The sequence below is a fragment of the Hyphomicrobium sp. genome (assembly GCF_036780825.1).
In the GTDB taxonomy this organism is placed as follows: Bacteria; Pseudomonadota; Alphaproteobacteria; order Rhizobiales; family Hyphomicrobiaceae; genus Hyphomicrobium_C.
Genome location: NZ_DAIQCD010000025.1, coordinates 1 through 26,603 on the forward strand (window position 1 = coordinate 1; position 26,603 = coordinate 26,603).

Genomic DNA, 26,603 nt, shown 5'->3' on the forward strand with positions numbered 1-26,603 from the left:
CTAACTCCGAAGCCTAGCGACTGGGAATGGCTCTTTCCGTATGCGAGCCATTCGCTGGCCTCTCGCGCCGCGCAAAAAAAAGCGCCCGCGAGGGGCGCTTGACGTGGCTTTTGGCTGTGCGGCGGCTCAGCGGCCGGGTGGATAGAGCCAGCTTGGTCCCACGGAGCTGCCGCGCGTGGGCTGCGATGCGAGGCCGTTGTTGAACGCGCCCGGCCCGAAATCGAATCCTTTATCGGAAATCGACTGCCCGATCGGCGGCAGGACGGAGCCCGGATCCATGCCCGAGAAGCCCATCTGCGGCGCCGCTTGTGCCTGCGGCGAGGCCGAGGGTTGCGTCGTGCCCTGGTTCTCGTAAGTGAACGCCAGCGCACCGGACGCGCCGACGCCGAAAAAGACACCGCCTACCGCAGCAAAAATCAACGATCTCATCGCCAATTCATCCAATTCGATCCCGTGTGCCCTACATGGTACATGAATCGAGGCAAACAAAGGGCGCATCGACCCGCCCTGGCCCTGGCGCCGCCCAATTTCTCCAAGTGTGTCAGATAGGTCACGCCTCTGCAGGCGCTTAGCGGCCGCGGCTGGAGGAGCCATCGTCAGGGCAATAGTCCCGTGCCGTCGGGTTTCCACTCAAAAAGCGGCAGACCTCATCCTTCGCACCCTGATCCGAGCGCAGCTCGTTGCCCGAAACGTTGACGCCGTGCCGGCGCGCGACCGTCGCCAGATACTCGTCATTACAGTAGGGGGTCGAGATCCAGGCGCCTCCGGAAAGCTGGAAACCATCCTTGCAGACGATGCGAGCCTCGGCCGGCGACACCGTGGCGAGCGTTGGCAGAACCGCTGCCGATGCCAATGCTAAGGGAACAAGCAGGCTTCTCATGGCACATACCTCCAGGCTATCTGTGCATTGCCTCAACGTTGTGCTTACCTCGACATTAAGTCGGCGCTCGCGGCTGTAGACACAAGGGGCGCGGGGCGTCTCAACCGCGTCGTCCACTGCTAATAAGCTCGGCATCACCGGCAAGGCGCGTGCGCAAGAGCTCGAAAGGGGCGATGCCCCTCGGCACGCACCCTTCCCTCGCCGCCTCGGGCGCGCCATATTCCGGCGCATGGCAAAGCCACCAAAGAATTCAGCAAAAAAACCGCGGCCCTCGCGCGGACGCTCCGGCAAACCGACACCGCCGCCGGCCGAGACCTCGGCGGGAGTCCCTGCCCCACGCGGCTTCGCGGAAGCTCCGCAGGCCGGTTTTTCTCCTCACCCTGATGAATGGGGGTCCCCTCCCCAGCTCTCCCCTGCCGGGGAGGGAGGGAGTCGTCCCGTGCTCCCTGCGCTTCGGCAACAGGGCCCGCTACCACCACGCGTCGCGGCCGGCGAGAGCCTGGGCGACAGCCTCGCCGCGCTTTTAACGCGGCCAAACGAGCGCTCGGAGAAGGCCAACGCACTTCTTGCGCGCCAGCCGATGATCGCCTCGCACCCGCTCGTGTCGGGTGAAAACCGGCCGTTCACGCCGCACCGGCCTGAGCGCCCCGAAAAAAGCGAAGGCGGCCGCCCCTTTGAGATCGTCTCCGAGTTCGAGCCCAAAGGCGACCAACCGCAGGCCATCGCCGATCTCGTCGCCGGCGTGAACGAGAATGAGCGCACGCAGGTGCTGCTCGGCGTCACCGGATCGGGCAAGACCTTCACCATGGCGCAGGTCATCGCCGCCACCCAGCGCCCGGCTCTCGTTCTCGCACCGAACAAGACCCTGGCCGCCCAGCTCTACGGTGAGATGAAAAGCTTCTTCCCCGAGAACGCGGTCGAATACTTCGTCTCCTACTACGACTACTACCAGCCGGAGGCGTACGTCCCGCGGACGGACACCTACATCGAGAAAGAAGCCGACATCAACGAGCAGATCGACCGCATGCGCCACGCGGCGACGCGGGCGCTGCTGGAACGGGACGACGTGATCATCGTGGCGTCCGTTTCCTGCATCTACGGTATCGGCTCGGTCGAGACCTACACGGCCATGACCTTCGCAGTGAAGCTCGGCGAGCGTCTCTCGCGCGACCAGCTTCTCGCCGACCTCGTGGCCCTGCATTACCGGCGCAACGACGCCGCCTTCGTGCGCGGCAGCTTCCGCGTGCGCGGCGATACCGTCGAAGTCTTTCCCGCCCACTACGAGGATCGCGCGTGGCGCATCTCGCTGTTCGGCGACGAGGTGGAGAGCATCACGGAATTCGATCCGCTGACCGGCCAGAAGACCGACGACCTGGCGCTGGTGAAGATCTATGCCAACTCGCACTACGTGACACCTAAGCCGACGCTGCAGCAGGCAATCCAGAGCATCAAGAAGGAACTCAAGCAGCGCCTCGAAGAGTTGTATGACACCGGCAAGCTGCTGGAGGCTCAGCGGCTCGAGCAGCGCACGGTGTTCGACATGGAAATGATGGAGGCGACCGGAAGCTGCGCCGGCATCGAGAACTACTCGCGTTACCTCACCGGACGCAATCCGGGCGATCCACCGCCTACTCTGTTCGAATATCTCCCCGACAACGCGCTCGTGTTCGTCGACGAGAGCCACGTCACCATCCCGCAGATCGGCGGCATGTTCCGTGGCGACTACCGGCGCAAGGCGACGCTCGCCGAATACGGCTTCCGCCTCCCCTCCTGCATGGACAACCGTCCGCTGCGGTTCGAGGAATGGGACGCCATGCGGCCGCAGACCGTCGCGGTCTCGGCGACGCCCGGCGGCTGGGAGCTGAACGAGACGGGCGGCGCATTCGCCGAGCAGGTGATCCGTCCCACGGGCCTCATCGATCCGCCCGTCGAGGTGCGCCCTGCGGGCAGCCAGGTGGACGACCTTCTGCACGAGGTTCGCGAAGTGGCGAAGCGCGGCTATCGCTCACTCGTCACCACGCTCACCAAGCGTATGGCCGAAGACCTCACCGAGTACATGCACGAGGCCGGCATCCGCGTGCGCTACATGCATTCGGACATTGAGACGCTGGAGCGCATCGAGATCATCCGCGACCTGCGCCTCGGTGCGTTCGACGTGCTGATCGGCATCAACCTCTTGCGCGAGGGGCTCGACATCCCGGAGTGCGCCCTCGTGGCCATCCTCGACGCCGACAAGGAGGGATTCCTGCGCAGCGAGACCTCGCTCGTGCAAACCATCGGCCGTGCGGCACGCAACGTCGACGGCCGCGTCATCCTCTACGCCGACACCATCACGGGCTCGATGGCGCGCGCCATGGCCGAGACTGATCGGCGGCGCGAGAAGCAACTCGCCTACAATACCGAGCACGGCATCACGCCCGAAAGCGTGAAGAAGAACATCGCCGACGTTCTGGCCTCCGTCTACGAGCAGGATCACGTCTCGGTGGACGCCGGCCTCGCCGATGGTCCGGCCGTGGGCCACAATCTCGCGGCCGTCATCGAGGATATGGAGCGGCGCATGAAAGAGGCGGCCGCAGACCTCGAGTTCGAAACCGCGGCGCGCCTGCGTGACGAGATCAAGCGGCTGCGCGAAACGGAGCTGGCCGTGGCCGACGATCCTTTGGCGCGCCAGACCGCGGTCGAGGACAAGGCCGGCCGCTTCGAGGGCGACCGCAAATACGGCAAGAAGGCGAATGTTCCGCCGTCACCCAAACACCGGGATTCCTCCCACCCCGGCCCTTCCCACAAGGGGGAGGGAGAAAACGATCGCCGTCCTTCGACCCGACAGAGTTCCACCTCCGTTGTGGAGGAGGATCGGAGGGCGGGCAGCACGCCGTCGCGCATCGCCACCGACTACGAGCCGGTGCAGCCGACCTATGCCCAAGCCACGGTGCGGCCCTCGTCGCGCGTGAAGAAACCATCGCTCGACGACATGGGCCCTGGCACGGACCGGGCGATCCCCATCGGCCGTCCCATTCCGGTCGATCCCCGCACCAAGGCCGGTGCGTTCGGCGAAGCGATCCGTGGTCCACATAAGCCGACCCTCGACGAGATGGGGCCGCATGCTTCGCTGCCGATGAAGCAATCTTCCGGCCCGCTGCCGAAAAAGCCCGACCTCTCCGTGCGCGCGAGCGGTCGTGAGGACGACGGCGCCGAGCCGAAAGGCGAGGACAGCCCTGCGCGTCTGGCGCGGCCGACGCGCACCCGTGAGTTCAACGATCCGGCAGAGACGAAGGCCCGTCGCGGACGACCGCGCAAGACCGGCCGGCCGGGCTCGTGAACGGGCGTTGAGGAGGTCGCGCGTGGCAGGCGAAGCTCCGTCCCGGCTGCGGCGGAGCTGGGATGGTCTTGCTTTGCCGCGCCTGCGCCACGACATGAGACCGGAACGGCTGCATATGGCTTTGACTTGGAACGCTCGCCCTTCACGGAATCGGATTTCACTCATGAGCGCGCTCTAAGTCCTTAAGAGACCCACGAACCGGGAGAGGCTCGATGCTCGGACCCATACGCTTCGCGGCGAAGCTGCAGGGACTCTATCCATTCGGGCTCGATGCGGAGACAGTGAAGGTAAAGCAGGAACGGCGGCTGCGTGCCCTGCTGGCGCATGCAGTCGCCCACTCCCCGTACTATCGGCGCCGCCTGGCGGGGATCGACATCACCCGATGCGCCCTTGCCGATCTGCCCGTGCTGACCAAGGCCGATATGATGCTTCATTTCGATGACCTGGTGACCGATCGCAGCTTAAAGAAGGCCGATCTCGGAGCTTTTGTCGGCGATCTCAACAATCTCGGCCGCTTGTACCGCGGGCGCTACGGCATCAGCCATACGTCCGGCAGCCAGGGCCAACCGGCGCTCATCGTCCAGGACAAGGATGCTCTCGCGCTCGTGTTCGGCGTACAGTTTGCGCGCGCGACGGAGCTCAAGCGCCGCTTTCTCCCCCACCTCGGACGCTTTCTCAGCCCGGCCCGCATGGCGGTCATGACCGTGAAGCCCGGTTTCTATCCAAGCGCGGCTGCGTTTGCCTACATGCCGAGCTATCTGGCGTTCGTGTTCAAGGTGCTGCGCCTCACCTATTCGGATCCGATGCCTCTGAACATCCGCAAGATCGAAAGCTTCCGTCCCGAGTACATCACGGGCTACGCCAGCGCTCTCGAGGCGCTCGCACGCGAGGAGACCGAAGGCCGCATGAATTTACGAGAGCTCGGCTGCCTCAAGCAGATTACCAATGTTGCCGAGCCACTGACTGACGCTGCGAGCGCGTGGCTGGAGGAGGTGTTCGGCGTCCACGTCTCAAACGAATATGCGATGGGCGAATGCATGGCACTGACGTCCGGCTGCATCGCCGGGCCCGGCGCACACGTCAACGCGGACCTCGCCATCCTTGAGGTGGTCGATGCGAACAACCAGCCGGTGCCGCCCGGGGTAGAGGGCAGCAAGGTTCTGGTCACCAACCTCTACAATCACGTGCAGCCGTTCATCCGTTACGAGGTCGACGATCGCGTCACCATGAGTGCGGAGCCCTGTCCATGCGGCAGTCCCTTGCCGCGGGTTGCGCGTATTGCGGGGCGCACCAAAGATCAGCTCTGGATCGAGGAGGCTGGCGAGCGCCGCGAAATTCCCTACTACGTGTTCCTCACCCCCCTGCATCATCTGCTCGATCTCGCCGAGCACCAGATCGTGCAGACGGGTCCGCGTCGGTTCGTGATCCGCGCCGTGCCCCTCACGGGAAAAACGCTCTCCGCGGACCGTATCCGGAAGCTCGTCACGGCCCATATGCGCACCGAAGGGCTCGAATCCCTGCTCGACGTCGACATCGAAATCCACACTGAGCTTCCGCGTGGTCCGTCCGGCAAGATCGCGCGCGTGCGCAACGAGTATGCCCTGGCCCGAGAGGAGCGTGCCGATCTGCAGCCCAAGTCCGCTTCCGGCGAAAGCGCGCCGAACCCCGTGGCGCCGATTTGAACCGGGTTGCTGCGATGCAATGAAAGTGCATTGAAAATTTGAACATGCCCTTTAGCCGAAACCTAATGCCGGCGCGTGTAGGGCACATCTGTGGCTTGGGGAGCATCGCCAAAGCTCTCCGCAAGCCTTATGCTCATTTGGATTCACGCGGCGGCGGCCGGACGAATCGGGCTGGTCCGCTTTCGACACCACTCACTGCTCTAGGAGACGTACGTGAAACGGATGTGTCTGGCCGCCCTGAGCCTGGCGGCGATCGTGCTGACCGCTCCCGCATCGGCCCTGGAAGGCACCTTTGCCGTGCTCGACGGCGCCTGGGCGGGCGCCGGGAGCGTCCGGCTCGACAATGGCAAAACCGAGCGCCTGCGGTGCCGAGGCTATTACAATGCCAAGGCCGGCAACACGCTCGGCATGGCCATCAATTGCAACAACGCTTCCCTCAAGATCCACATGCGCGCCAACCTGAGGAGCGTCGGCAACGACATTTCCGGGACCTGGGAAGAGCGGGAGTTCAACCAGACCGGCAGCATTGCAGGCCGGCGCACGGCTAGTGGCTTCAGCCTGAGGTTCTCCGGACCGATCACAGGCTCAATGACCGTGTCCATGAAGGGATCGCGGCAGACCGTCTCCATATCCACCGGGGGCCCGGGCTTCACCAACGTCAATCTTCAGTTCGCCAAGAGCGGCTGATAGATTCGAATCACGCTGCCCTAGAGCCGTTCCGATTTAAGTGGAAACCGGAAACGGCTCTAAGCTTTTGTTTCTTCGTGCTTATGGTCGGACACTCTAACTTGCATGGCTTCGCCATGGCCGATTCCCACTTTTCCGGAAGCACTCTAAGGAGAACGCGCCCTGATGCTCCGCCTCAAGAAATCCGCCGCCATCCTGGCGCTGGCACTCCTTGGTGCCGGTCCGCTCTGTCTCGCGGCCAGCCTTCCGGCCGATGCCGGGGGCCGCTTCCTGCGCCGCGCGCCGGAGGGCGATGTGGCCGTCGCTATGAGCCGGTACGGCAACGGCAGCGTCACGGGCCCCGTCCGTACGACGCGCACCGGATACGAGGTGCGCAAGCCCAACGGCACCTGGATCGCCTGCCGCCGGAGCTGCGCCGAGACCCTTCGGGTCGAGACCGTGGACTTCTACGAGAACGAGGGCAGCTTGGCCGGATACGGCACCGCGGCCAATGAATGCGGGATTTTCGGCTGCCTCGATTTCCGCTGGCCGCGCTGACGAAGCGCACGAAAGCCCCACACTGAGCAGGGCCTTCCGATCTACCGGGGCAGGAACGGGTTGGTGCGCCGCTCCTCGCCGATCGTGCTGGCCGGTCCATGCCCGCAGATGAACGTGTAGTCGTCGGCAAGCGGCAGGAGCTTTCCGGTGATTGCCGCAATCAGCGCCTCGTGATCCCCGTAAGGGAAATCGGTACGTCCGATGGAGCCGCGGAACAGCACGTCCCCCATCAGGATCAGCCGGTGCGGATGGTTGACCATGACCACCGAGCCTGGCGAATGCCCCGGGCAATGTAAAATTTCGAACACGTGGCCGGCGACATCCACCGTCTCGCCTTCCTCGAGCCAGCGATCGGGGGTCACGGGGCGCGCGGGAATGCCGTAGGCTTCCCCCTGCCTGATCAGATTGTGGAGCAGGAACTTGTCGGCTGGATGTGGACCCTCGACGGGGACGCCGAGAGCGTCCCTGAGGTCCGCCGCGCCGCCCGCATGGTCGATATGTCCATGCGTGAGCAGGATCTTCTCGATTTCCACGCCGAGCTCGCCAATGGCTTTGCGCAGGTCGTCAAGGTCTCCCCCTGGATCGATGACGGCGCCCTTCTTGCTCGCCTCGTCCCAAAGCAAGGTGCAATTCTGCTGGAACGGCGTCACCGGTACGATGGCGGCCTTGAGGCTGCGGGCCTCGGTGGTCGATGCGGTCATTGAACGGGGCCTGCTGTTTGGCTGGAATGCCCATGCGGAACGTTTCAGGTACGCCGTGTCGCGCTTTCGAAGCGCGTATCACGCTGGGGCAACGTTCCGAGCGGATTTTTCGCCCGCCACACTAGAAGATTTTCTCTCACGCGGCCACCCCGCTCCCCTGGCGGGGCCTCTTCTACAGCGTGTAGGATCCGCCGACGGCGTTCCGGGGGAGGCGCGCACGCGCCGCGACAGAGAGATAGTTTCGCCCGCATCGAGGGCGCCGACGTGCGCGTCGAACGTCAGAAACAGAGGACGTGGCCGCCCGCGAGGCCCGGCGGCGCGGCTCGCTAGGCTGCCCTGCGGCAAGCCTCACGGGCGCTCCTGCGGGGCGATGCCCTGCCCGACCTCGCGGCTGTCAGGAGAGAGCGCGACCGGATGGACGAAATTCTGCACAATCTTGAGAGTTGTATCATCCAGCTCGAAGACCGACTTCTTGGGTAGCTTGCCCGGAAAAAGCCACCGGTCCCGAAGAGGAACATGGGTCAGCAAAGCCTTAAGCAAAAGAATGCAAAGCGCTGTGCCTAACTGCCCCGGCCGCCGGCAGCGCCCCAAAATGACCGCCGTGGGGAATAATCTCGGGGAGATTTCGTTGTATCGGATAGTCGCGGGAGGGGGCCGAGGTGGATGAAGTCCAGTCGCGGATGATCCAGCTTCTGCCGCGCCTGCGCCGGTTTGCGCTCGCGTTGACAGGCGACAAGGACAAGGCAGACGATCTCGTACAAGACACGTGCGAGCGCGCTCTGGCACGCTTGGACCAATGGAAGCCCGGAACGAGCCTCGATAGTTGGATGTACCGGATTGCACAGAACATCTGGGTCGACCACCACCGCAGCCGCAAGGTGCAGGGCGACCAACGCCAGCTTGACGAGATTGCGAACCTGGCCGGCGTGGACGGGCGGAACATCACGGAGAATAGGCTGACCCTGACATGGGTCGTGGAATGTATCGGGAAGCTGCCGCCGGAGCAGCAGGTCCTCGTCGCAATGGTGTGCGTCGAGGGCGTGCCGTATAAAGAGGCGGCGAACATCCTCGACATTCCCATCGGGACGGTCATGAGCCGGCTTTCGCGGGCACGCCAGAGCCTTTTCGCGGCGATGACCGAAGGGCCCTCCATCTCCGCTCGCGCAACGCCAGGACAGGGGAACTGACATGGTGAGCGTCCCTGACGAGTTGCTGATGGCCTATGCCGATGGTGAGCTCACGCCCGAAGAGGCGGGAGCCATCGAGCACCTCCTCAATCAGGATCCGGACCTGCGCACGCGGCTCGAGCCGTTCGTCGAGACGCGTATCCGCATCTCCTACGCCTTCGAGGAGAAACTGCACGAGCCGGTGCCGGACCGCCTGATCGCAGCGATCGCGCGGGCTCCGGTGGCTGGCGCGCAATCCCGCACACAATCCGCCCGCGCGACGAGCCCTCCGCCGCTCTATGAGCGTCTGCGGGAAGGGGTGATGAGCGCCTGGGCGTCGGCCTTTCCGAGCGGTTTCACCTCAGGGGTTGCAGCGGCCAGCGCCGCCCTGGCCGTGGCGGGACTCGCCATTGGCTGGATCGGCGGGCGCATCAGCGCGCCCTCTGGTCTGATCGAAGTGGCCGGGCCGCAGCTCATTGCTTCCGGCTCCCTCGCCCGCGCGCTCGAAAGCAGCCCCAGCGGCATCGCGATCGACGCGCGCACTGGGGGCGCGTCGGTCGTGCCCGTGCTGTCTTTCCGCACGCAGGCCAACAATCTTTGCCGTGAATACCGTGTCACCGGCGCTGCCAGCGGCCGCGATTTTGCCGGCCTCGCCTGCCGGATGGAGGACGGGACCTGGCACGTGGCGATGCACGTGGAGACTCCCGGCGCGCCGGCGGACCAGGGTCCGTACCAGACAGCCACCTCCTCGAAAGTCGCTGCCGTCGACGCGCTCACCGAAACGCTTATCAAGGGCGACGCCTTCGGACGGGATGAGGAAGCGGTGCTGCTCAGCAACGGTTGGCAGAAGGCCGCAGCGCCAGGAAGGTGATTGTGCGGCCTCTTTGCCGTGCGGCGGACCGAGCTTATTTAGAGCCGTTCCGCTTTAGGCGGAATCGGGGAACGGCTCTAAGCTTTTGCTTGATCGTGCTTCTTTTCGGACACCTAGCTTGCATAGCTCCGCCATGACCGGGTCCACTTTTCTGGAAGCACTTTTCTGTTGCGTCCTTCTCATCGGAAAACCGGCTCCCACTTTTCCGGAAGCACTTTTCTGTTGCGTGCTTCTCATCGGAAAACCGGCTCCCACTTTTCCGGAAGCACTCTAGCGCCTCGCCCCGCCCGGCTTACCACACGACGCTGCTCGCGCGGGTGAGCTTGCCCCGCTTGGCCCGCGTTCCGGCTTTCTGCCCCTGTGCGACCATGTCGGTACCCAGCGGGCATTTTTTTGGCGCCATCGCGAGGCCTACGCCGTAAATCGGATCACGGCCCGGCGCGCCCAGGTCGCGCACCGCGATCTGCTCCAAGAGATGCTGCTCGGCCCCTTCGATGATACCGTTCGAAACGCGCGCTGCCATGATCGCCGTCACGAACGGCGCGGCGAAGGAGGTGCCTGTCTGAAAGCCCTGCTTTCCTTTTGGCAGAGCCGTCAGAACCTCGACACCCGGGGCAGCGATGTCGACGTAGGCTCCGCGGTTGGCGTTGCGATAGCTCTCGCCGTTGCGGTTCACGGCCGTGACGGCGATGACGTGCGGATAGGCCGCCGGATAGCTCGGCGGTGCGGTGGGGCCCATGTTCCCCGCGGCGGCGACGAAGACCACGCCCTTGAGGCTCATCTCCGCGATCGCCCGCGCAATCGCTGGATCCTGCGGGCCCGCGAAGCTCATGTTGACGACGTCCACATCCAGCTTGTCGAGCCACTCGAGGGCCTCGAGAAGTCGCCCCGTGTCCGCCGAGGCGTTGCCAGCCTCATCGCTCTTGAAGGCTGTTGCCAGCAGAAAGGTCGCATCCGGCACGAGGCCCGGCGTACCGCTTTCGGGGTCACCCGCGAGCAGTGAGAGGATCGCAGTGCCGTGCCAGTCATCCTCAGACGGCGTCACGTCGTCGAGGAACTCCTTCCGCACGGCCCTGAGCCTCTTGAAGGTGGGATGCGAGATGTCGAACGAGGTGTCGATGAGACCGATGCGGACGTTGCGCGTGCACTCACGCAGCGTATCGCTCCAGCCCACGAGTTCCCGGCCGAAACAGATCGCATCCGAGCACGGCTTTTCAGATGCGGGCGTCGCCTTGAGGAGCCTGTCACTCCCCGGAAGAGGACCGATGCCCGTGCCGCCGTGCGCCGGGCGATCGGTGAACATGCCGTGGTCGAGACTTGCGTCCTTGTGGGTGCGGTCCGGTGCCGGGAGGCTCGACACCACGTGCGGACCTTTTTCCGGGCCAAGGCGCGTCGGCAGTGAGCCCGCGCTCTCGGGGCCGCCGAACGTATAAGCCGCGACGTTCTTGACGAATTGCGTCAGGCCGAAGGTGTGGACACCCTCGCCTCGGGCAGCGGACCGCCCGAACACCATCCCGAGATGGGAGGCTTGCTCCTGGAAGCCGTCGAGCCAACGGACGTGGGTCTCGGAGAGTGCTGGCGATCCGAAGGCGATGGTGCGGGCGCGCCACGGATCCGCTTCGAAGCTGGGATCGGGCGCGATCTCGATCTCCACCGCCCAGCCGGACGGCAGGGTAGCGGCGGGACGGAGAGCCGGCGAATCCGCGTCATCCTCGTTCGCAAGCGCGACCGCACCGCTGAAGAACGCAGTCAGGCCGAGCGCGGCCAACGCCCCCCGGCGCCCTCGCGAACAAACCAGCCGGCCGCATGGCCGCGTGTTTCGTGCCAGTGAAAAAGCCATCGTTACAAGCTATCTGCCCCGAGGCGAGCATCGGCATCAAAAAAGACGCAGTTGGGGCCGAACCGGCGCGAGCGTGAAAATTTTCGCCACAAATTGCGCTCGTGGCGCGAGCAGGCAGCATGGCCACAGCGCAGAGTTGAGGCGATACGAAGCAGAAGGCCGGTGCATGGCGCATAAAAAACGGGACGCAAACTGCGTCCCGTTACATTCTTTTATTGTCCTGAAGGGTTGGCGATCCACCCCGACACGAGGGGGAGGCGCCACTCAAGCGGCGGCGCTGTTGTCCTCGCCCGGATTGCGCAGCACGTAACCGCGTCCCCACACCGTCTCGATGTAATGGTGGCCGCCTGTTGCCGCCTGGAGCTTCTTCCGCAACTTGCAGATGAACACGTCGATGATCTTGAGCTCCGGCTCGTCCATGCCGCCATAGAGATGATTGAGGAACATCTCCTTGGTGAGCGTCGTGCCTTTGCGCAGCGAAAGGAGCTCCAGCATCTGGTACTCCTTGCCCGTGAGATGGACGCGCTGCCCGTTGACCTCGACCGTCTTGGTGTCGAGGTTGACCTTAAGGTCGCCCGTTTCGATGATCGACTGCGCATGCCCTTTCGAGCGGCGAACGATGGCGTGAATGCGCGCGACGAGCTCGTCCTTGTGGAACGGTTTGGTCATGTAATCATCGGCGCCGAAACCGAGCCCGCGCACCTTGTCCTCGATCTGCGCCAACCCGGAAAGAATGAGGATTGGGGTCTGAACCTTAGCGACGCGGAGCATCTTCAGGACCTCATATCCGCTCATGTCCGGCAGATTGAGATCCAAGAGAATAATGTCGTAGTCGTAAAGCTTACCGAGGTCGACGCCCTCTTCGCCGAGGTCCGTCATATAAACGTTGAAACCCTCGGATTGTAGCATCAGCTCGATGCTCTGCGCCGTCGCGCTATCGTCCTCGATCAGAAGGACCCGCATGCCAATTCCCTCTTCCTTGCCCCATCACAAGGCGCGCCGCCATGGTTAACAGAACGCTTCCAGTGGCCGAAAAGCCGAGCCTGAACTCTCAGTACAAAAGTAACGATCACAGGTTAACAAATCCTAATTTTCGTTTCGAAACACGCCACTGGGCAGCGTGCGCAACCTTAACGCACATTGGGACAATCCCGTTTCAGGACGGGAACGCCGATGCGGACCGCACCTTCAGGGTGTGCAAACATTGGGATACACGCCTCCGGACCGTGCTCGAGGAGACCATCACAGACGCGAGTCAAGAGTTAGCAGAATTCGCCGGCTAGCCCTAGGCCCAGAAAACAACTACAACTGGAGCCAAACACGCGAGTTTAACTAACATAGCCAACGCGTTGCTTTACCGCAACTTAATGCGGTCACGATAAGGTAAACTTTGAAGGTTACAAGCCGGCGAACCTTAAGGTTTGGCGGGCAGTTGCCCGGATGGCCGGCGATGTGGAACACGAAGCTCGGCATGAGACTAATGCAGGATGGCATGTTTCTTGAGTACGCGTGTACTGTGTTCTCGAGTAGGGGTAAGTACGATGAAAGCACGCGAGACGGCGCTGAGGCTTAAGCGCTTCGAACTGAACGAGAAGTCGCGCAAGGTCGACGATCTGGAATTGATGATCCGGGAGTTCGAGACGATCGCCGGCGATTTGGACCGGCAGATCCGGGCGGAGGAAGACCGGACCGGCGTCAGGGATGCCAAGCACTTCGCCTACTCGACGTTCGCCAAGTCGGCCGCGCTGCGTCGCGACAACCTTCGGGCCTCGATCGCAGAGTTGCGCGTGAAGCTCGAGGCCGCGCAGCAGGACTACGATGCCGCCAAACAACAGGTCGACCGTTTTTCCGCCGATCAACCGCGCGAGGGAATAAGAGGCCGTCGCCGCCATGAGCGGCCGACCGGTTTCGCGATGCGCTGAAGGCTGATTTTCGCGGTGCGGTCCTCGGGTTGCATCGAGGACGTTCATTCAGGCTTTTCCGTGAAAACCCCGGCGTGCTGCATCGTGCGCGATGTCGTCACCAAGTCCGGTCTCGGCGACATATGCCAGCGAAGGTAGGCTGCTCGTGCTCTCAGGGTGAGAGAGCGGCCCCGCCTCTCTCCGTCCGGCTTGCCTTCGCCTCTTTCCCATGCCAATCGCTTGAAAAGGACGGGGCCAGGGCCGCAGACGCGGACCGCCCGCCAGGGGAGCCTACGATGCGCGGCCGGCATCGATCAGAGCCCGACCGTTCGAAGCGCGGCAGGTCCGCGTCCTGCGGGGCCGGGCGTCACATCCAGATGCAGAGCGATACGGCGCGTCGGCTTGTAAAACCGGCCGGCCGCGGGCGATTTTTCGCGACTGCCGCCGTGGCGATGGCCTTGGCCTGCGGAGGGGGAGGCTGCGCCGGCACGGCTCCAGTGATCGGGGAGCCCTCCTCCGCGACACAGCCGGTCCAGCCGACGCCATCTGCCGGGACTTACGATCCGGGTGCGCCGAGTGCCGCCGCCGCGCTTCAAGGCGTCCTCTTGCCTCAAGATCTGGTTGTAGGAACGCCCATCGAGGTCTACACGCGCGTCGCGCGCGGCGTGCTCACCTGCTGGTTCGGCGCCGACGGGCCTTTGAAAGCCCGCTTCATTTATCATGCGGAAGCCGAGCCCGCCTCCAAGGGCGGACGATCGGAGATCAAGATCATGACGCGCGACCGTGAGGCCGAGGATCCACGCGCGCTCCGGGCCTATCGGATCGTCATCCAACCCTCGGACGGCAGGACGCGCGTCGAGGTCGAGAACGTGCGCCTTCCCGAGCCCCTCGCGGCCCAGCTCAAAACCGATGTGACGCGCTGGTCGCGGGACGAGCCGGGCTGCGGCGAAGGCGCGGTGACTGCGGGATGGTCGGCTGAGGAGGCCACGCCCGCGGCCGGCGGCCAAAACAGCGCGGCCGGCACGAGGAAGCCTTAAAGCCCGGTCGTTTTGAGATGAACGCGGCGACGCTTGATCGCTCCCGACTTCGCTAGCATAATAATCTTGCTCATCAATGACTTAGCGCGCATTCGGGCTTCGAGATCCGGCCACAGGATAGGTGAACGCGCGCACAGCGGCGGCGCCGGCGCGTCAGGAGCGCGTGCTTCTCCGCACGTCAGCTCCGATATTCCTGGATCCGTGTCGCGCGCAGGCCAGGAAGCCCATGCTTATCGATCGAGCGCTGCCAGGATAGGAACTCATCCACCGTCAGCTTGTAACGATCACAGGCTTCCTCGATGCTGATCAGCCCGCCGCGCACCGCTGCGACCACCTCCGCCTTGCGGCGGATGACCCAGCGTTTCGTGTCCCGAGGCGGGAGATCGGCAACGGTCAACGGGCTTCCATCGGGCCCGATGACATAGCGCACGCGCGCTCTCATCTGATGTTCGGTCATGATACTCGATACTGCTACTGACCAGCCGTAAGGCTAACCTGTTTCTCTTAAACATGGCCTAAGCCATTGAGTAAACATATCATAAAATGGTGCCATAAAACACGCAACCACGACGGGTATGGTTGACGGGCGAAGGCCCGGGCGGCCGCTTCCCCGCCCGGCTTGCATAGGGGATGAACTGGCCCTTATCATGCGGCGTTCGGACCGGGCGCCGCGGCTTTCCGCGATGCGCAATTTTGTGCATGAAGGACTATTCCGGTTTCAGTACCGTGAACGGGTTCCGCTTTCCGGCCGCAGCCCAGATACCGTAGTGGAATCTGAGAACGGCCCTAAGTTTTTGTCTGATCGTGCTTCGTTTGGAAAATCGGATTTCTACGTTTCCGGAAGCACTCCAGAACGCCAGCTCAACGGGACAAGCACGTGGCAGCGCCATACCTTGAGACACCTATTGGAGACGGCGGGAGGAAGCGCGTCGTCGTCGCCATGTCCGGCGGGGTCGACTCGTCCGTCGTCGCAGCCCTCCTGGCCCGTTCCGGCCACGACGTCATCGGCATCACCCTTCAATTGTACGATCACGGCGAAGCCGTAGGCCGCAAGGGCGCCTGCTGCGCCGGTCAAGACGTGCAGGACGCGCGCCGGGTGGCTCAGAAGCTCGACATTCCCTACTACGTTCTCGACTACGAGAAGCGCTTTTCGGACGCTGTGATGAAGTCGTTCGCGGAGAGCTACGTGGCGGGCGAAACGCCCATTCCATGCGTCACCTGCAATCAGACCATCAAGTTCCAGGATCTCCTCGGCACGGCACGCGAACTCGGCGCGGACCTCTTGGCCACCGGCCATTACGTCCAGCGGCGCCCGGGGCGCGACGGGCCGGCCATGTTTCGCGCGAACGATGTGGAGCGAGACCAGAGCTACTTTCTGTTCGCCACCACGCGCGAGCAGCTTGCAAGTCTCTGGTTTCCGCTCGGCGGCATGCCGAAGAACGAGGTGCGGGCGCTGGCCCACGAGTTCGGCCTGCTCGTCGCCGATAAATCCGACAGCCAGGACATTTGCTTCGTCCAGAAGGGCCGCTATAGCGACGTCATCGAGCGGCTGAAGCCCGGCGCGCTACGCTCCGGCGATATTGTCCACATCGACGGGCGCAAGCTCGGCCGCCATGCTGGAATCGTCAATTACACCATCGGCCAGCGGCGGGGCCTCGGGATCGCCTCGTCCGAGCCGCTCTACGTTCTCTCCCTCGATGCCAAGCGCAACGAAGTTGTGGTGGGGCCACGTACCTTCTTGCACATCCGGACGCTTGTTCTTAGAAACGTCAACTGGCTCGGAGACGGCACGCTCGAAGAAGCCGCCGCCGAGAGGGGAGCGCAAGTCTACGCACGCATCCGGTCGTCACAGGCGCCGCAGCCGGCGACGGTCACGGTCGAACAGGACGGAACCGTCAAGGTCACGCTTCGCGATGGGGAGCTTGGCGCGGCTGCCGGTCAGGCCTGCGTGCTCTATGCTGACGGAAGCACCGAGGCGCGTATCCTCGGCGGCGGATGGATTGCACAGGCGACCGCTGCCGATAAAATGCATCGCTTGGAATCGCCGGCCTGACGGCGGCCGGGCTCGCGGAACTCGGCAGGCACGCGGCAGGACATAAAGCCCTTCTGGGCCGCTTCCCTGGCGGAACGTTTTCTGTGGGAGACAATCGCGTGCAGAACATGAGGCCTCGGATGAAACCCCGCCTGCGTGTTGAGGATCTCGAACGCTCCAACGGCCGCATCGTCGGCATCGGGCGCATCGAGGAAGATGTCGTCAAGGTCGCGTATCGCCGGTGGGCGCCGATCTACGATCACACATTCGGCCGTGTCTCCACGGAAGGCCGCAAGCACGCGGCGGAGGTGATCAATTCCAGCCTCGCCCAGGGGCGTGTGCTCGAGGTCGGCGTCGGCACCGGCCTGGCGCTCGCCGACTACAAGCCCCACCTCGAGGTCGTCGGCATCGATCTTTCGCCGGAGATGCTGGAGAAGGCGCACGAGCGCGTCGCCGCGGAAGGCCTTAGTCATGTGGCCGGCCTCTACGAGATGGATGCGGGCGATCTCAAGTTTCCGGACAACTCCTTCGACATCGTGACGGCCATGTTCGTCATGACGGTCGTCCCCGAGCCGGAGCGCGTCATGCGCGAGCTCGCGCGCGTCACGAAGCCCGGAGGCGAGGTGCTGCTCGTCAATCACTTCAGTCAGACGGAGGGCGTCCGCGGCTGGGTCGAGCGGCGGATGGCGCCGTTCGCGGAGATCATCGGCTGGCGGTCCGTGTTCGACCAGTCGCGTGTCATGGTCTGCGACGATCTCGTACTGGCGGAGCGCAAGGCGCTCAGGCCGTGGGGCATCTTTACGATGATGCGATTCAGGAAAAGCGCGCAGAGCGAACAGCCGATCGCGGCCGAATAGCTGGTAGCGCTTGACGCGCTCTTCGCCCATTCATATAGACCAGCTTCGCGCTTCGGCCGGCGAGGCTCGGAGCAACCGGATCGCCAGCAGCGAGCCGGCATTCTCGGCGGGATAGCTCAGGTGGTTAGAGCGACGGTCTCATAATCCGTAGGTCGGCGGTTCAAGTCCGCCTCCCGCTACCAAATTTCTCGAACTTCAATTCTTCCCTCAATGCGCCGCGTGGCCTTTCTGCGGCTGGATGCGGTACGCGCGCTCTTGAGCGTCGCTTCGAGGCGGCTGAAAGCCCTCGCCTTCCCTCGCACATACTCCGTTCGGCTAAAGTCGCATGGCGGAACTTCTCGATATGTACTTGCACTACTTATAAATGGGTAAGGTTGTCGACCCGGCCCGCCCTGGCACCTTACCCGAGACTTCCGTCAGGAGTGGGTCATATGGTGAACAGCAAGTCGCAGATGGATGCCGAGCTTCAACGCCGCATCATGCGGCTTAAAGGCAAGCTCCGTCACTTCAAGACCGAGGCTGCCCGTCTCAACGCCGGATATGCTGGATATAGAGAGGCTTTCGACAACGCGGGAGCGGGCATCGCCCAGGTCGACGTTTCCGGAAAACTCCTCGAGGCCAACGCACGCTTTTGCGAGATGATCAATATCTCCAAAAGCGACGTTCCGACGATCAAGTTCACCGATATTACCTACCCTGATGATCTCGTCCGAAACCTGGAACAACTCGAACGGCTCCTCCGCGGAGAGATTTCAGGCTACCGGCTGGAAAAAAGATATGTGAGGACCGACGGGAAGGTCTTCTGGGCGGACTTGAGCGTTTCCGCTATTCGCGATCCTAACGGCCGCCCCCTGAGACTCGTATCCATCATCACCGATATCACGCGGCAACGGATGGAAAAGGAGCACCTTGTTCTCTTGATGGGAGAAGCCTCCCACCGAACAAAGAATTTGCTCTGCGTCATTCGCTCTATCATCCGTTATTCGGCGATCGACGCGACATCGGTCGGCGAGCTCGAGACTTTGCTGCTCGACCGCGTTACTGCCCTGGGAGCCGTGCAGGACGCATTGCTTATCACTGCGAATAAGCGCGCGCACATTAGAGATTTGGTGCAAAGCCAATTGGCGGCTTTCATTGATCCGAACAGCACGCAGATCGTGTTCGAAGGCCCGGATCTTGCTTTCTCTCCCGCCGCGTCGCGCGCCATTGGAATGGCGCTCCATGAACTCGCGACGAACTCCTGCAAATACGGCGCCCTGGCATCGCCAGCAGGCCGGATCGCAATGAGTTGGTCCACCGATTACAGCAGGCAGGTTTTTCACATGACCTGGCAGGAAAGCGGGGGACCGAGAGTCGCCGCCCCCAAGCATCGCGGGTTCGGGCAGCGCGTGATCGTCGAACTGGTGGAGGCCTCGACCGGTGGCAGGGTCGACCTGGATTTCGATCCGGCGGGCGTCCGGTGGTCCCTGGTGGCTCCGTTGACCGTGCTCGGATAAGGGCCGGCCTCAAGCCACCCCGTCCGCCGGTGCGTGCGTTATCCGGCTAGCTTCGGGTCCTCGTTGTCATGGGCATGGGCCGCGGCGCGCAGAAGCTTGCGGCTCACGTGCGTCCGGTCGAGCAGGACTTTCTGATCATGGACGGAGGTCACGGCGTCCATCGGCACCATGAACTCGCCGAAACTCTCGACATAGACGCTGATCGATACCGGACCGACCTCGCGCACCGCGCCGATGCCTTCTTGTCCTTCCGCCAGAAACACCATGTAACCGCGCTGGATCGAGTTCCACATCGTATCGCCTCCACTATGCCGCGACAGCGCGACGGAAACGGCGATTGCGCGCCCGCCTGCTGCAGGCTGCCGGGCGTGCCTTGGCCGTCCCGATAGGGCATCACCGATCATGGCCAGTCTCCCATGTTCTTGCATGGGAACACTTGAGCCTCGGGCAGGTTCCTTGGTTCGGGTGGCCCTTCCATGCCAAAATGCCAGAACGCTCTTCGTGAAGGCTGATCGCTACCGGCTGCGGCGCGCGGGCGCTTTGTGCCGGTTCTCAGCCGGGCGTCGGCGGCACGGCCCAAATGTCACCGCGACGGTCGCTATCATGATCAAACACTGGCCCTGGCCGCGAGGACGGGAGCCAGTCGCGAAGCGAAAGGAAAATCATTCCATGCGGGGAGCGCGGCGGATATTTCGCGTAGGCCTCATCCCGGCCGCCATACTTCTCACGGCGGCGCCCATGGTTGCGGCGGCGTCCCCGTTGCAGGATCCGGGTTCTACCGAGCGCCAGCTGCGTTGGCGCGCGGCGCGGAGCGGAGCCCTAAGCCTTCCGCTGCCCGGTACGCCAGACGTGACGAAGCTTCCCCAGCGTCTGGCCGCGGGCGGCGTCGTGCTCGGCGCGCCGCTCTTGATCCGGATCTTCAAGGCTGAATCCGAGCTCGAAGTCTGGATGAAGAAGGACGCTTCCTACATCCGCATCGCCACGTATCCAATTTGCTACTGGTCCGGCACGGTCGGGCCCAAGCTGCGCGAGGGAGACCGCCAGACGCCCGAGGGCCTCTACACAATCACACCCCGCCAGCTCCATCACAGCGGGCGCTGGCGGCGCTCTCTCGACATCGGGTATCCAAACGCCTTCGATCGCGCCCACCGCCGCACCGGCTCCGCCATCCTGGTGCACGGGGGTTGCGATTCCACGGGTTGCTTCGCCATGACGGACCCGGTCAACGCCGAGCTCTACGATCTCGTCGCAGCCGCCCTGGAAGCCGGCGCTCGCCATGTTCCGGTGCACGTCTTCCCGTTCCGCATGACGGACGCCAAGCTCGGCGCAGCGCCAGCCGGGCCGTGGACCACATTCTGGAGCGACCTCAAACAAGCCTATGATACGTTCGAGCGCACGCACCTGCCGCCGCACGTGAGCGTGTGCGCGCATCGCTATCACGTGCGTGCGGCGACGGGCGCAGACGACGTACCCGGGCCGGTCGCGCTCTGTCCGGAGGATCGCTCTGTGATCGCGAGCGCCGATGGCACGGATGCGGCGACCGAAGAGAGCATGTCTGCGGAGGCCGCCGCCGCTGCCAAAGCGCCGCCGCCTCCTTGCTCGATGACGCGCGCCAGCTGCCGCAAGTGGGTGGCGCTGCGTGATCGCAGGGCCGCGAGCCGGACCATCGCCGTGCACGGCAACCAACGCTCGCGCGTGCGGTAAGCCGCCGCCGGGTCATTCTTGTGCCTCACACGCGGGGGCGGCGCGGCGGAATGGTGAGCGGCAGGAACTCGACGCCGGACTGTTGAACCGGCTGCGGATAGAGCTTCATCAGCTCCATGACGTCGATCGGCATGCCGACCTTGACGGGCAGCCCAAGCTCCTTCGCCTCCGTGGCGGTCAGGGCGTAATCGTGCGTCCAGTGGCCGCCCGCAAGCTGGTCTGCGATGGCTTCGGCCGCCGTCTCGTCGAGCCGCGGGGTCAGAAGTTCGACCGCTCCGCGCTTCACTTGCGCCAGCGCCTTCTCGCTGACATCGGCGAGCACCAGCGTCAGATCCCAGACTTCCGACACGGGCTTGCTGTCGCGCGCCTTGACGAGGCTCGCCGCCGGCAACCCCAGAATTTGTGGATCGATCGGTCCCAGGACCGAGAACTCCCCGAGCACGATCTCGTCGGCGGCGAGTGCGATCAGCGTGCCGCCCGACATGGCGTAGACCGGTACGTAGACGGTGACCTTGGCGGGATGGGCTTCGACCGCGCGGGCGATCTGCATGGCGGCCAGCACGAGCCCGCCCGGCGTATGCAGGATGAGGTCGATCGGCACCGTGTCGGGCGTCTCCTTGATCGCCGCGATGATCGTCTGGGCGTCCTCGAGGTCGATATGGCGCGCGAAGGAGAAGCCGAACAGGCGACGCTGCTCTTGGCGATGGATCATCGTGATGACGCGCGTGCCATGCGCCTTCTCGATCACTCCAATGGCGCGAGCGCGGCGCAGCGCGAACCACCGCCCCATGAGCAGCGGCTGCAATGCCATGACGATGATGGCGATCCAAATCAGCGAGAGAAAATCGAACGACATCGGGGCGTCTCCGCAGCGCGAGGCAGGCGCGTCACACGCCCATCCGGAGACTGTATGGCTCGATGGCGTCTCGTCAAAGTGTGATCTGGCGAACCCCTGCCCTGTCGAGCGCGAGAAGCCGGCGCCGCAGCACGATGACGTAGTAGAGCATGTAAAGGTATTGGAACGTCTCCACCACCTCGCTTGGACGGGTGAAGAGCGGCGTTCCGACAACACTCTTGCCGAGATCGTCGACGATCTTGAACGCCAGCGCGATCGCGGCGGCCGGTGCGATCGCGAGCGCCGGCGTCAGCAGGGCCAGGAGCGGCCTGCGGAACGGACCGGTCCACAGCTGAATCAGCGGAACGAGCAGCCCGCCAATGAACATTGCCGTATTGAACACCAGCTTCGGCCGCTGATTGAACCAGGCCGACGTGTTGTGCAGGTTCGTCTCTTGCTGGCGGTTGATATCCGACCAATAGGACGGCGTATTCCAGTTGAAGAAATGCTGGCCCCAGCTGTGCTCCTCGCCGGCGATGTAAAAGGCCGCCAGTGCGAAAAAGAGCACGACGAACCAGAGCAGACGGCTCTCCTTCACAATTTTGAAGCCGAGCGCGTGGAAACACAGCACTGCCGCGGCGAGCGCAAAGCAGAATTGCGCAAGCTCGAGAAACCCGAAGCCTTCGGGCAGGATGTGCTCGCGGTAGAAGTCGGGATCCGCATAATGAATGACGAGCACGCCGGCGAGCATCGCCAGCGGAATTCCGCACCACCACCAGGCGTCCGAAAGGCCAGGCTCCCACGCACGCCGGGGAATGACCTCAAGGGGTTGCGGAAGTGCCGGCGACGCGGATGCGACCATCATCGAACCTCGGAATTGGTGAGCAAGGCACGTTGTCAACGCTTCGTCACACATGACAAATTCATGACGGTGGGACAAGCGCGCGGCGCTCCCCGCCCACGCTTTTTGAAGACGTGTCACCATTTCGCTGGTGGCTGCTGGCAAGACAGAACAGCGCGGGACGCGCGTGTCCCTCAAAGCCAAGCCTGTCGCTACCAGCGGTGCGCGAACGCGCTTATGCTCTCTGCAAGATGAACTTTTCTTAAGATAAGCGTTATCAGGTACTTCCCCTCTTGAAACGTGGCGCTATCGGACTATTTTCGCTCCCGAAAATCGCATCGCTCGGACGTCGACCTGCGCTGGAGCCATCGTCAGTGCTGCCGGCAACATGCTGGCGCTGCGGCGCTCGGCAGGCAGGCACGCGGTGCAGCGGATCGACGCAAGCGCCAAGGGGAGGCTCGCACGATGTCAGCGCTCATTGAGGCGAACAGCCTGCGCAAGGCGTTCGGCGCCATCACGGCCGTGGACGGCATTTCTCTCGCCGTCGAAAAAGGTGAGGTGCTCGGTTTCCTCGGCCCCAACGGCGCCGGCAAATCCACCACCATGAAGATGATCACCGGCTTCCTCGAGCCCGATGCCGGATCGGCCACCGTGTGCGGGGCCGACGTGCAGACCTCGCCGAAAACCGCGAAGGCGATGCTCGGCTACCTTCCCGAAGGCGCGCCCGCCTACGGCGACATGACGGCGGCAAGCTTTCTCTCCTTCGTGGCCGAGATACGCGGCTACGGGAAGCACGAGGCCGACGCCCGTGTCTCCACGGCCGTTTCACGGGCCGGGCTCGGCGGTGTGCTCGACCAGCGCATCGAGACGCTGTCGAAAGGCTTCAAGCGCCGCGTCGGCCTTGCGCAGGCCATTCTGCATGACCCGCCGGTGCTCATCATGGACGAGCCGACGGACGGGCTCGATCCCAACCAGAAGCATCACGTGCGGGAGCTCATCCGGGAGATGGCCTCCGAAAAGGCGATCATCGTCTCGACCCACATCCTCGAGGAGGTCGAGGCCGTTTGCACACGCGCCGTGATCATCAATCGTGGGCGCATCGTAGCCGACGGCACCGCCGAGGATCTTTTGCGGCGCGCGCGCAATCATGGTGCCGTGTCGATCCGGGTGCCGGAGGCGGATGCGGCGCGGGTGTCGCGGGCGCTCGCGGGACTTTCCACGATCGCCGGCGTCGAAACGGCGGAGAAGTCGGATGGGCATGTGCGCATACGCGCCCTCCCCAAGAGCACCATCCCGCCGGCCAAAGCCATCGGCGAGCTGCTTCTGCGCGAGAGCCTTCCCGTCGATGAGCTCGTCGTCGAACGGGGTAGGCTCGACGACGTCTTCCGCGAGATCACCATGTCGTCCGAGGCTTGAGAGTGAGCGAAGGATCCATGCGCGACACATTCAGTTTCAAGACCGCCTACGTCATCGCCAAGCGGGAGTTCGCCGCTTATTTCGCCACGCCACTGGCGGCCGTGTTCCTCACCATCTTCGTCGCCGCGACGGGCGCGTTCGCGTTCTATATCGGCGGCTTCTTCGTGCGCGGACAGGCGAACCTCGATGCCTTCTTCGCCTATCACCCGTGGCTCTATCTCCTGCTCGTCCCCGCCGTCGCCATGCGGCTATGGGCAGAGGAGCGCAAGACGGGCACCATCGAGCTGCTCATGACGCTGCCCGTCTCTCCAACGGAGGCCATCCTCGGAAAGTTCGCGGCTGCGTGGGCCTTCATCGGGCTCGCCCTCGTCCTCACGTTCCCGATCTGGATCACCGTCAACGTGCTTGGCGATCCCGACAACGGCGTCATCATCGCGAGCTATCTCGCGAGCTTCCTGCTCGCGGGAGCGTTTCTCGCCATCGGCGCCTTCATCTCGGCGCTCACCAAGAACCAGGTCATCGCCTTCATTCTTTCGGCAACCGTCTGCTTCCTGCTCGTGACGAGCGGAATGGAGATTGTGCAGAACACGCTGCGCACCTGGGCGCCGACCCTCGTCGCCGACGCGGTCTCCAGCATGAGCTTCCTCACGCACTATGAGCGGATCACGCGCGGCGTCATCAGCCTCGATACGATCGTGTTCTTCGTCTCCCTCATCGCTTTCGCACTGTTTGCGAACGTGATCGCCATCAGCCAGAAGAAATCCGCTTGAGGGCCGCACCATGACCGACCCTTCCACCAGCTCACGCTCCCCCCTCTCCTCCGCCTTCTCGCGCCTCGTGGCGCGCGCATCCCGCCTCTCACCGGCGCACCTTGCCTGGGGCGGCCTCGCGCTCGCCGCCGTCACGCTGCTTTCGGTCAACCTCATCGCGTCCGAAACGCTCGGCAACTGGAAGGCGGATCTCACCGAGGACAAGCTCTACTCAATCTCGCCCGGCTCAGTCGCCGTGCTCAAGGCCATGGACGAGCCGATCAAGGCGCGGCTCTACTTCTCAAAGAAGCTCGGCGAGATGGCGCCCTCCTATGCCCGCTATTTCGACCGCATTCGCACACTGCTCGAAGATTTCCAGCGCATCTCCGGCGGCAAGCTCGAGCTTGAGATCCTCGATCCCGAACCTTTCTCCGATGCCGAAGACCAGGCGGTCGCTACAGGGCTCAGCGGCCGACGCCTGAACGCCGAGGGCGAGATGGGCTATTTCGGCCTTACCGCCGCGAACTCGACCGACGACCGGGAAGTGATCGGCTTCTTCTCGCCGGATCGGGAGAACTTCGTCGAGTACGACATCACCAAGCTCGTGCACTCGCTCTCCAACCCGAAGAAGCACCTCGTCGGCCTCATGACATCGCTGCCTCTCGACGGCGGGCAGAACCCGATGACGCAGCAGCCGACGCCACCCTGGATCATCATGAGCCAGATCCGGGAGTTCTTCGACGTCGAGGTCATCGACCAGGCGGCGAAGGAAATTCCGGCGCGCATCGACGTGTTGCTCGTCGCCCAGCCGACGCAGCTCACGCCGGAGGCGGCCTACGCCATCGATCAGTATGTGCTGAAGGGCGGCAAGCTTCTTGCTCTCATCGACCCCGCGGCCGAGACGGCCCAGTTCGAGCTGATGGAGAAGCAGGGCGAAGGCCGCGCCGAGCTCGCCAAGCTGCTCAAGTCCTGGGGGCTCGACTTCGATCCCAAGAAGACGGCCGCCGACATCCGCTATGCGCGCCGTGTCCAGTTCGGCCGCGGCAGCGAAGGCGCGGTCACGGACTTCGTCGCCTGGCTAACGCTCGACAAATCCGCCATCGACCAGCGCGACGTGCTCTCGAGCGGCATCGAGACCCTCAATCTTGCGTCAGCGGGGGTCCTGACGCCCATCGACGGCGCCACCACCACCGTCACGCCGGTCATCACAACCTCTCCCGAAGCCATGGAGATCGACACGCAAAAGGTCGGCATGGCTGCCGACCCGGTGGCCCTGCTCCGCAGCTATGCGCCGGGCGGCAAGCCTCTCATGCTGGCCGCGCGCATCTCGGGCGAGGCAAAGTCCGCGTTCCCGGACGGCGTCTCCGATCCGGATGCGAAGAAGGACGATGCCAAGCCGGCCGACACGGATGGGGCCGCGGCAGATAAGCCGGACGAGAGCAAGGCGGCCGCCAAGGACGACGAGAAGCGGGCGCCCGCCCACGTCGCATCAGGGCGCGTCAACGCCATCGTCGTCGCCGACACGGATTTCCTTGCGGACCGCTTCTGGGTCGAGAGCCGGCAGATGCTCGGGCAGGAGTTCGCGATGCCCACGGCAAGCAACGGCGCCTTCATCCTCGGCGCGCTCGAAAACCTCACCGGCAGCGATGCGCTGATCGCGCTGCGCGGCCGGGGCATCAAGGAGCGCACCTTCACTCTCGTGGAGGATCTGCGCCGCGACGCGGAACGCAAGTTCCGCGAGAAGGAAGAGGCGCTGACCGCGAGGCTCAAGTCCGTCGAGCAGGAACTCGAAAAGCTGCAGACGACAGGGACCGGCGGCAACGTGATCGCGTCCGACCAGGAACGCGCGGCCATCGAGAGGTTCACGCGCGAGATGCTCGAGACGCGGCGCGAACTCAGGCAGGTCAAGCTCGCCCTCAGCCAGAGCATCGACAGCCTCGACGGCTGGCTCAAGTTCGCGAACATCGCCCTCGTTCCCCTCCTGATCGCGGCCGGAGGCGTTGGCTGGACGCTTTGGCGCGCCCGCCGCCGCAAACCGCGCAAATCGTGACG

The 26,603-nt window shown here is 64.0% G+C and carries 24 protein-coding genes and 1 tRNA gene; 16 read left to right on the forward strand and 9 right to left on the reverse strand.

Annotated features, from left to right (window positions below):
• Nucleotides 1-126 precede the first annotated feature (126 nt).
• On the reverse strand, nucleotides 127-429 hold the full coding sequence (locus V7P99_RS10730) for a hypothetical protein (protein WP_333794813.1): 303 nt from the start codon (nucleotides 427-429) through the stop codon (nucleotides 127-129).
• A gap of 139 nt (nucleotides 430-568) precedes the next feature.
• Entirely contained in the window at nucleotides 569-880 is a 312-nt protein-coding gene (locus V7P99_RS10735; RefSeq protein WP_333794814.1) for a hypothetical protein, read from the reverse strand.
• Between the two features lie 229 nt (nucleotides 881-1,109).
• Here V7P99_RS10735 and uvrB point away from each other — a divergent pair, with 229 nt between their 5' ends.
• From uvrB to V7P99_RS10755, 4 genes are all read left to right on the forward strand, one after another.
• Nucleotides 1,110-4,199, forward strand: a complete 3,090-nt coding sequence (gene uvrB / locus V7P99_RS10740) for an excinuclease ABC subunit UvrB (protein ID WP_442909896.1) — start codon at nucleotides 1,110-1,112, stop codon at nucleotides 4,197-4,199.
• 212 nt (nucleotides 4,200-4,411) lie between these two features.
• Nucleotides 4,412-5,881, forward strand: a complete 1,470-nt coding sequence (locus V7P99_RS10745) for a phenylacetate--CoA ligase family protein (protein WP_333794815.1) — start codon at nucleotides 4,412-4,414, stop codon at nucleotides 5,879-5,881.
• A 213-nt stretch (nucleotides 5,882-6,094) separates the two neighbouring features.
• Entirely contained in the window at nucleotides 6,095-6,568 is a 474-nt protein-coding gene (locus V7P99_RS10750) for a hypothetical protein (protein ID WP_333794816.1), read from the forward strand.
• Nucleotides 6,569-6,733: 165 nt separating this feature from the next.
• Nucleotides 6,734-7,105: a hypothetical protein gene (locus tag V7P99_RS10755; RefSeq protein WP_333794817.1), complete on the forward strand. Its 372-nt coding sequence runs from the start codon at nucleotides 6,734-6,736 to the stop codon at nucleotides 7,103-7,105.
• 41 nt (nucleotides 7,106-7,146) lie between these two features.
• On the opposite strand, the gene V7P99_RS10760 is transcribed toward V7P99_RS10755, so the two are convergent.
• Entirely contained in the window at nucleotides 7,147-7,806 is a 660-nt protein-coding gene (locus V7P99_RS10760; protein WP_333794818.1) for an MBL fold metallo-hydrolase, read from the reverse strand.
• Nucleotides 7,807-8,465: 659 nt separating this feature from the next.
• Between V7P99_RS10760 and V7P99_RS10765 the strand changes: the two genes are divergently transcribed.
• A complete protein-coding gene (locus tag V7P99_RS10765) occupies nucleotides 8,466-8,993 on the forward strand; it encodes an RNA polymerase sigma factor (protein WP_333794819.1) in 528 nt (175 codons plus the stop codon).
• Between the two features lies 1 nt (nucleotide 8,994).
• Nucleotides 8,995-9,843 (forward strand): hypothetical protein, encoded by an 849-nt coding sequence (locus tag V7P99_RS10770; protein ID WP_333794820.1) that lies wholly within the window; start codon nucleotides 8,995-8,997, stop codon nucleotides 9,841-9,843.
• Nucleotides 9,844-10,135: 292 nt separating this feature from the next.
• Here V7P99_RS10770 and V7P99_RS10775 read toward each other — a convergent pair whose 3' ends face one another.
• Both V7P99_RS10775 and ctrA read right to left on the reverse strand, forming a co-directional pair.
• On the reverse strand, nucleotides 10,136-11,611 hold the full coding sequence (locus V7P99_RS10775) for a S8 family serine peptidase (protein WP_333794821.1): 1,476 nt from the start codon (nucleotides 11,609-11,611) through the stop codon (nucleotides 10,136-10,138).
• A gap of 336 nt (nucleotides 11,612-11,947) precedes the next feature.
• Entirely contained in the window at nucleotides 11,948-12,646 is a 699-nt protein-coding gene (gene ctrA / locus V7P99_RS10780) for a response regulator transcription factor CtrA (protein WP_333794822.1), read from the reverse strand.
• Nucleotides 12,647-13,224: 578 nt separating this feature from the next.
• Here ctrA and V7P99_RS10785 point away from each other — a divergent pair.
• Both V7P99_RS10785 and V7P99_RS10790 read left to right on the forward strand, forming a co-directional pair.
• Nucleotides 13,225-13,605: a flagellar export protein FliJ gene (locus tag V7P99_RS10785; RefSeq protein ID WP_333794823.1), complete on the forward strand. Its 381-nt coding sequence runs from the start codon at nucleotides 13,225-13,227 to the stop codon at nucleotides 13,603-13,605.
• A gap of 584 nt (nucleotides 13,606-14,189) precedes the next feature.
• Entirely contained in the window at nucleotides 14,190-14,621 is a 432-nt protein-coding gene (locus V7P99_RS10790) for a hypothetical protein (RefSeq protein WP_333794824.1), read from the forward strand.
• 178 nt (nucleotides 14,622-14,799) lie between these two features.
• On the opposite strand, the gene sciP is transcribed toward V7P99_RS10790, so the two are convergent.
• Nucleotides 14,800-15,078 carry a CtrA inhibitor SciP gene (gene sciP, locus V7P99_RS10795; RefSeq protein WP_333794825.1) on the reverse strand — a complete coding sequence of 93 codons (279 nt, stop codon included), beginning with the start codon at nucleotides 15,076-15,078 and terminating at the stop codon, nucleotides 14,800-14,802.
• Nucleotides 15,079-15,498: 420 nt separating this feature from the next.
• On the opposite strand from sciP, the gene mnmA reads away from it, so the two are divergent.
• The 4 genes from mnmA to V7P99_RS10815 all read left to right on the forward strand — a co-directional run bounded on the left by mnmA (nucleotide 15,499) and on the right by V7P99_RS10815 (nucleotide 19,006).
• Complete coding sequence (gene mnmA, locus V7P99_RS10800; protein WP_333794826.1) at nucleotides 15,499-16,674, forward strand: tRNA 2-thiouridine(34) synthase MnmA; 1,176 nt, start codon at nucleotides 15,499-15,501, stop codon at nucleotides 16,672-16,674.
• 119 nt (nucleotides 16,675-16,793) lie between these two features.
• Nucleotides 16,794-17,510, forward strand: coding sequence for a class I SAM-dependent methyltransferase (locus V7P99_RS10805; RefSeq protein WP_333794827.1), 717 nt, complete (start codon nucleotides 16,794-16,796; stop codon nucleotides 17,508-17,510).
• A 105-nt stretch (nucleotides 17,511-17,615) separates the two neighbouring features.
• Nucleotides 17,616-17,692 (forward strand) — tRNA-Met (locus V7P99_RS10810).
• A 249-nt stretch (nucleotides 17,693-17,941) separates the two neighbouring features.
• Complete coding sequence (locus V7P99_RS10815) at nucleotides 17,942-19,006, forward strand: PAS domain S-box protein (RefSeq protein ID WP_333794828.1); 1,065 nt, start codon at nucleotides 17,942-17,944, stop codon at nucleotides 19,004-19,006.
• A gap of 38 nt (nucleotides 19,007-19,044) precedes the next feature.
• On the opposite strand, the gene V7P99_RS10820 is transcribed toward V7P99_RS10815, so the two are convergent.
• Nucleotides 19,045-19,410 (reverse strand): hypothetical protein, encoded by a 366-nt coding sequence (locus V7P99_RS10820; RefSeq protein WP_333794829.1) that lies wholly within the window; start codon nucleotides 19,408-19,410, stop codon nucleotides 19,045-19,047.
• Nucleotides 19,411-19,855: 445 nt separating this feature from the next.
• Between V7P99_RS10820 and V7P99_RS10825 the strand changes: the two genes are divergently transcribed.
• Nucleotides 19,856-20,710, forward strand: a complete 855-nt coding sequence (locus tag V7P99_RS10825; RefSeq protein ID WP_333794830.1) for a L,D-transpeptidase family protein — start codon at nucleotides 19,856-19,858, stop codon at nucleotides 20,708-20,710.
• 25 nt (nucleotides 20,711-20,735) lie between these two features.
• Here the strand turns inward: V7P99_RS10825 and V7P99_RS10830 are convergent, their stop codons facing one another.
• Together V7P99_RS10830 and V7P99_RS10835 are read right to left on the reverse strand one after the other, a co-directional pair.
• A complete protein-coding gene (locus tag V7P99_RS10830) occupies nucleotides 20,736-21,566 on the reverse strand; it encodes an SDH family Clp fold serine proteinase (RefSeq protein ID WP_333794831.1) in 831 nt (276 codons plus the stop codon).
• A 73-nt stretch (nucleotides 21,567-21,639) separates the two neighbouring features.
• Nucleotides 21,640-22,410 carry a hypothetical protein gene (locus tag V7P99_RS10835; RefSeq protein WP_333794832.1) on the reverse strand — a complete coding sequence of 257 codons (771 nt, stop codon included), beginning with the start codon at nucleotides 22,408-22,410 and terminating at the stop codon, nucleotides 21,640-21,642.
• 441 nt (nucleotides 22,411-22,851) lie between these two features.
• Between V7P99_RS10835 and V7P99_RS10840 the strand changes: the two genes are divergently transcribed.
• The 3 genes from V7P99_RS10840 to V7P99_RS10850 are packed head-to-tail and all read left to right on the forward strand — an operon-like array spanning nucleotide 22,852 to nucleotide 26,601.
• Nucleotides 22,852-23,802, forward strand: a complete 951-nt coding sequence (locus V7P99_RS10840) for an ABC transporter ATP-binding protein (protein ID WP_333794833.1) — start codon at nucleotides 22,852-22,854, stop codon at nucleotides 23,800-23,802.
• A gap of 17 nt (nucleotides 23,803-23,819) precedes the next feature.
• Complete coding sequence (locus V7P99_RS10845) at nucleotides 23,820-24,572, forward strand: ABC transporter permease (protein WP_333794834.1); 753 nt, start codon at nucleotides 23,820-23,822, stop codon at nucleotides 24,570-24,572.
• Nucleotides 24,573-24,582: 10 nt separating this feature from the next.
• Nucleotides 24,583-26,601, forward strand: a complete 2,019-nt coding sequence (locus V7P99_RS10850) for a Gldg family protein (protein ID WP_333794835.1) — start codon at nucleotides 24,583-24,585, stop codon at nucleotides 26,599-26,601.
• Nucleotides 26,602-26,603 lie beyond the last annotated feature (2 nt).

Excerpts from the sequence above, each read along its gene's own strand:
- V7P99_RS10730 (WP_333794813.1), bottom strand. The coding sequence starts at position 429 with ATGAGATCGTTGATTTTTGCTGCGGTAGGCGGTGTCTTTTTCGGCGTC.
- V7P99_RS10735 (WP_333794814.1), bottom strand. The coding sequence starts at position 880 with ATGAGAAGCCTGCTTGTTCCCTTAGCATTGGCATCGGCAGCGGTTCTG.
- uvrB (WP_442909896.1), top strand. The coding sequence starts at position 1,110 with ATGGCAAAGCCACCAAAGAATTCAGCAAAAAAACCGCGGCCCTCGCGC.
- V7P99_RS10745 (WP_333794815.1), top strand. The coding sequence starts at position 4,412 with ATGCTCGGACCCATACGCTTCGCGGCGAAGCTGCAGGGACTCTATCCA.
- V7P99_RS10755 (WP_333794817.1), top strand. The coding sequence starts at position 6,734 with ATGCTCCGCCTCAAGAAATCCGCCGCCATCCTGGCGCTGGCACTCCTT.
- V7P99_RS10760 (WP_333794818.1), bottom strand. The coding sequence starts at position 7,806 with ATGACCGCATCGACCACCGAGGCCCGCAGCCTCAAGGCCGCCATCGTA.
- V7P99_RS10770 (WP_333794820.1), top strand. The coding sequence starts at position 8,995 with ATGGTGAGCGTCCCTGACGAGTTGCTGATGGCCTATGCCGATGGTGAG.
- ctrA (WP_333794822.1), bottom strand. The coding sequence starts at position 12,646 with ATGCGGGTCCTTCTGATCGAGGACGATAGCGCGACGGCGCAGAGCATC.
- V7P99_RS10785 (WP_333794823.1), top strand. The coding sequence starts at position 13,225 with ATGAAAGCACGCGAGACGGCGCTGAGGCTTAAGCGCTTCGAACTGAAC.
- sciP (WP_333794825.1), bottom strand. The coding sequence starts at position 15,078 with ATGACCGAACATCAGATGAGAGCGCGCGTGCGCTATGTCATCGGGCCC.
- V7P99_RS10805 (WP_333794827.1), top strand. The coding sequence starts at position 16,794 with ATGAAACCCCGCCTGCGTGTTGAGGATCTCGAACGCTCCAACGGCCGC.
- V7P99_RS10815 (WP_333794828.1), top strand. The coding sequence starts at position 17,942 with ATGGTGAACAGCAAGTCGCAGATGGATGCCGAGCTTCAACGCCGCATC.
- V7P99_RS10820 (WP_333794829.1), bottom strand. The coding sequence starts at position 19,410 with ATGATCGGTGATGCCCTATCGGGACGGCCAAGGCACGCCCGGCAGCCT.
- V7P99_RS10830 (WP_333794831.1), bottom strand. The coding sequence starts at position 21,566 with ATGTCGTTCGATTTTCTCTCGCTGATTTGGATCGCCATCATCGTCATG.
- V7P99_RS10835 (WP_333794832.1), bottom strand. The coding sequence starts at position 22,410 with ATGATGGTCGCATCCGCGTCGCCGGCACTTCCGCAACCCCTTGAGGTC.
- V7P99_RS10840 (WP_333794833.1), top strand. The coding sequence starts at position 22,852 with ATGTCAGCGCTCATTGAGGCGAACAGCCTGCGCAAGGCGTTCGGCGCC.
- V7P99_RS10845 (WP_333794834.1), top strand. The coding sequence starts at position 23,820 with ATGCGCGACACATTCAGTTTCAAGACCGCCTACGTCATCGCCAAGCGG.
- V7P99_RS10850 (WP_333794835.1), top strand. The coding sequence starts at position 24,583 with ATGACCGACCCTTCCACCAGCTCACGCTCCCCCCTCTCCTCCGCCTTC.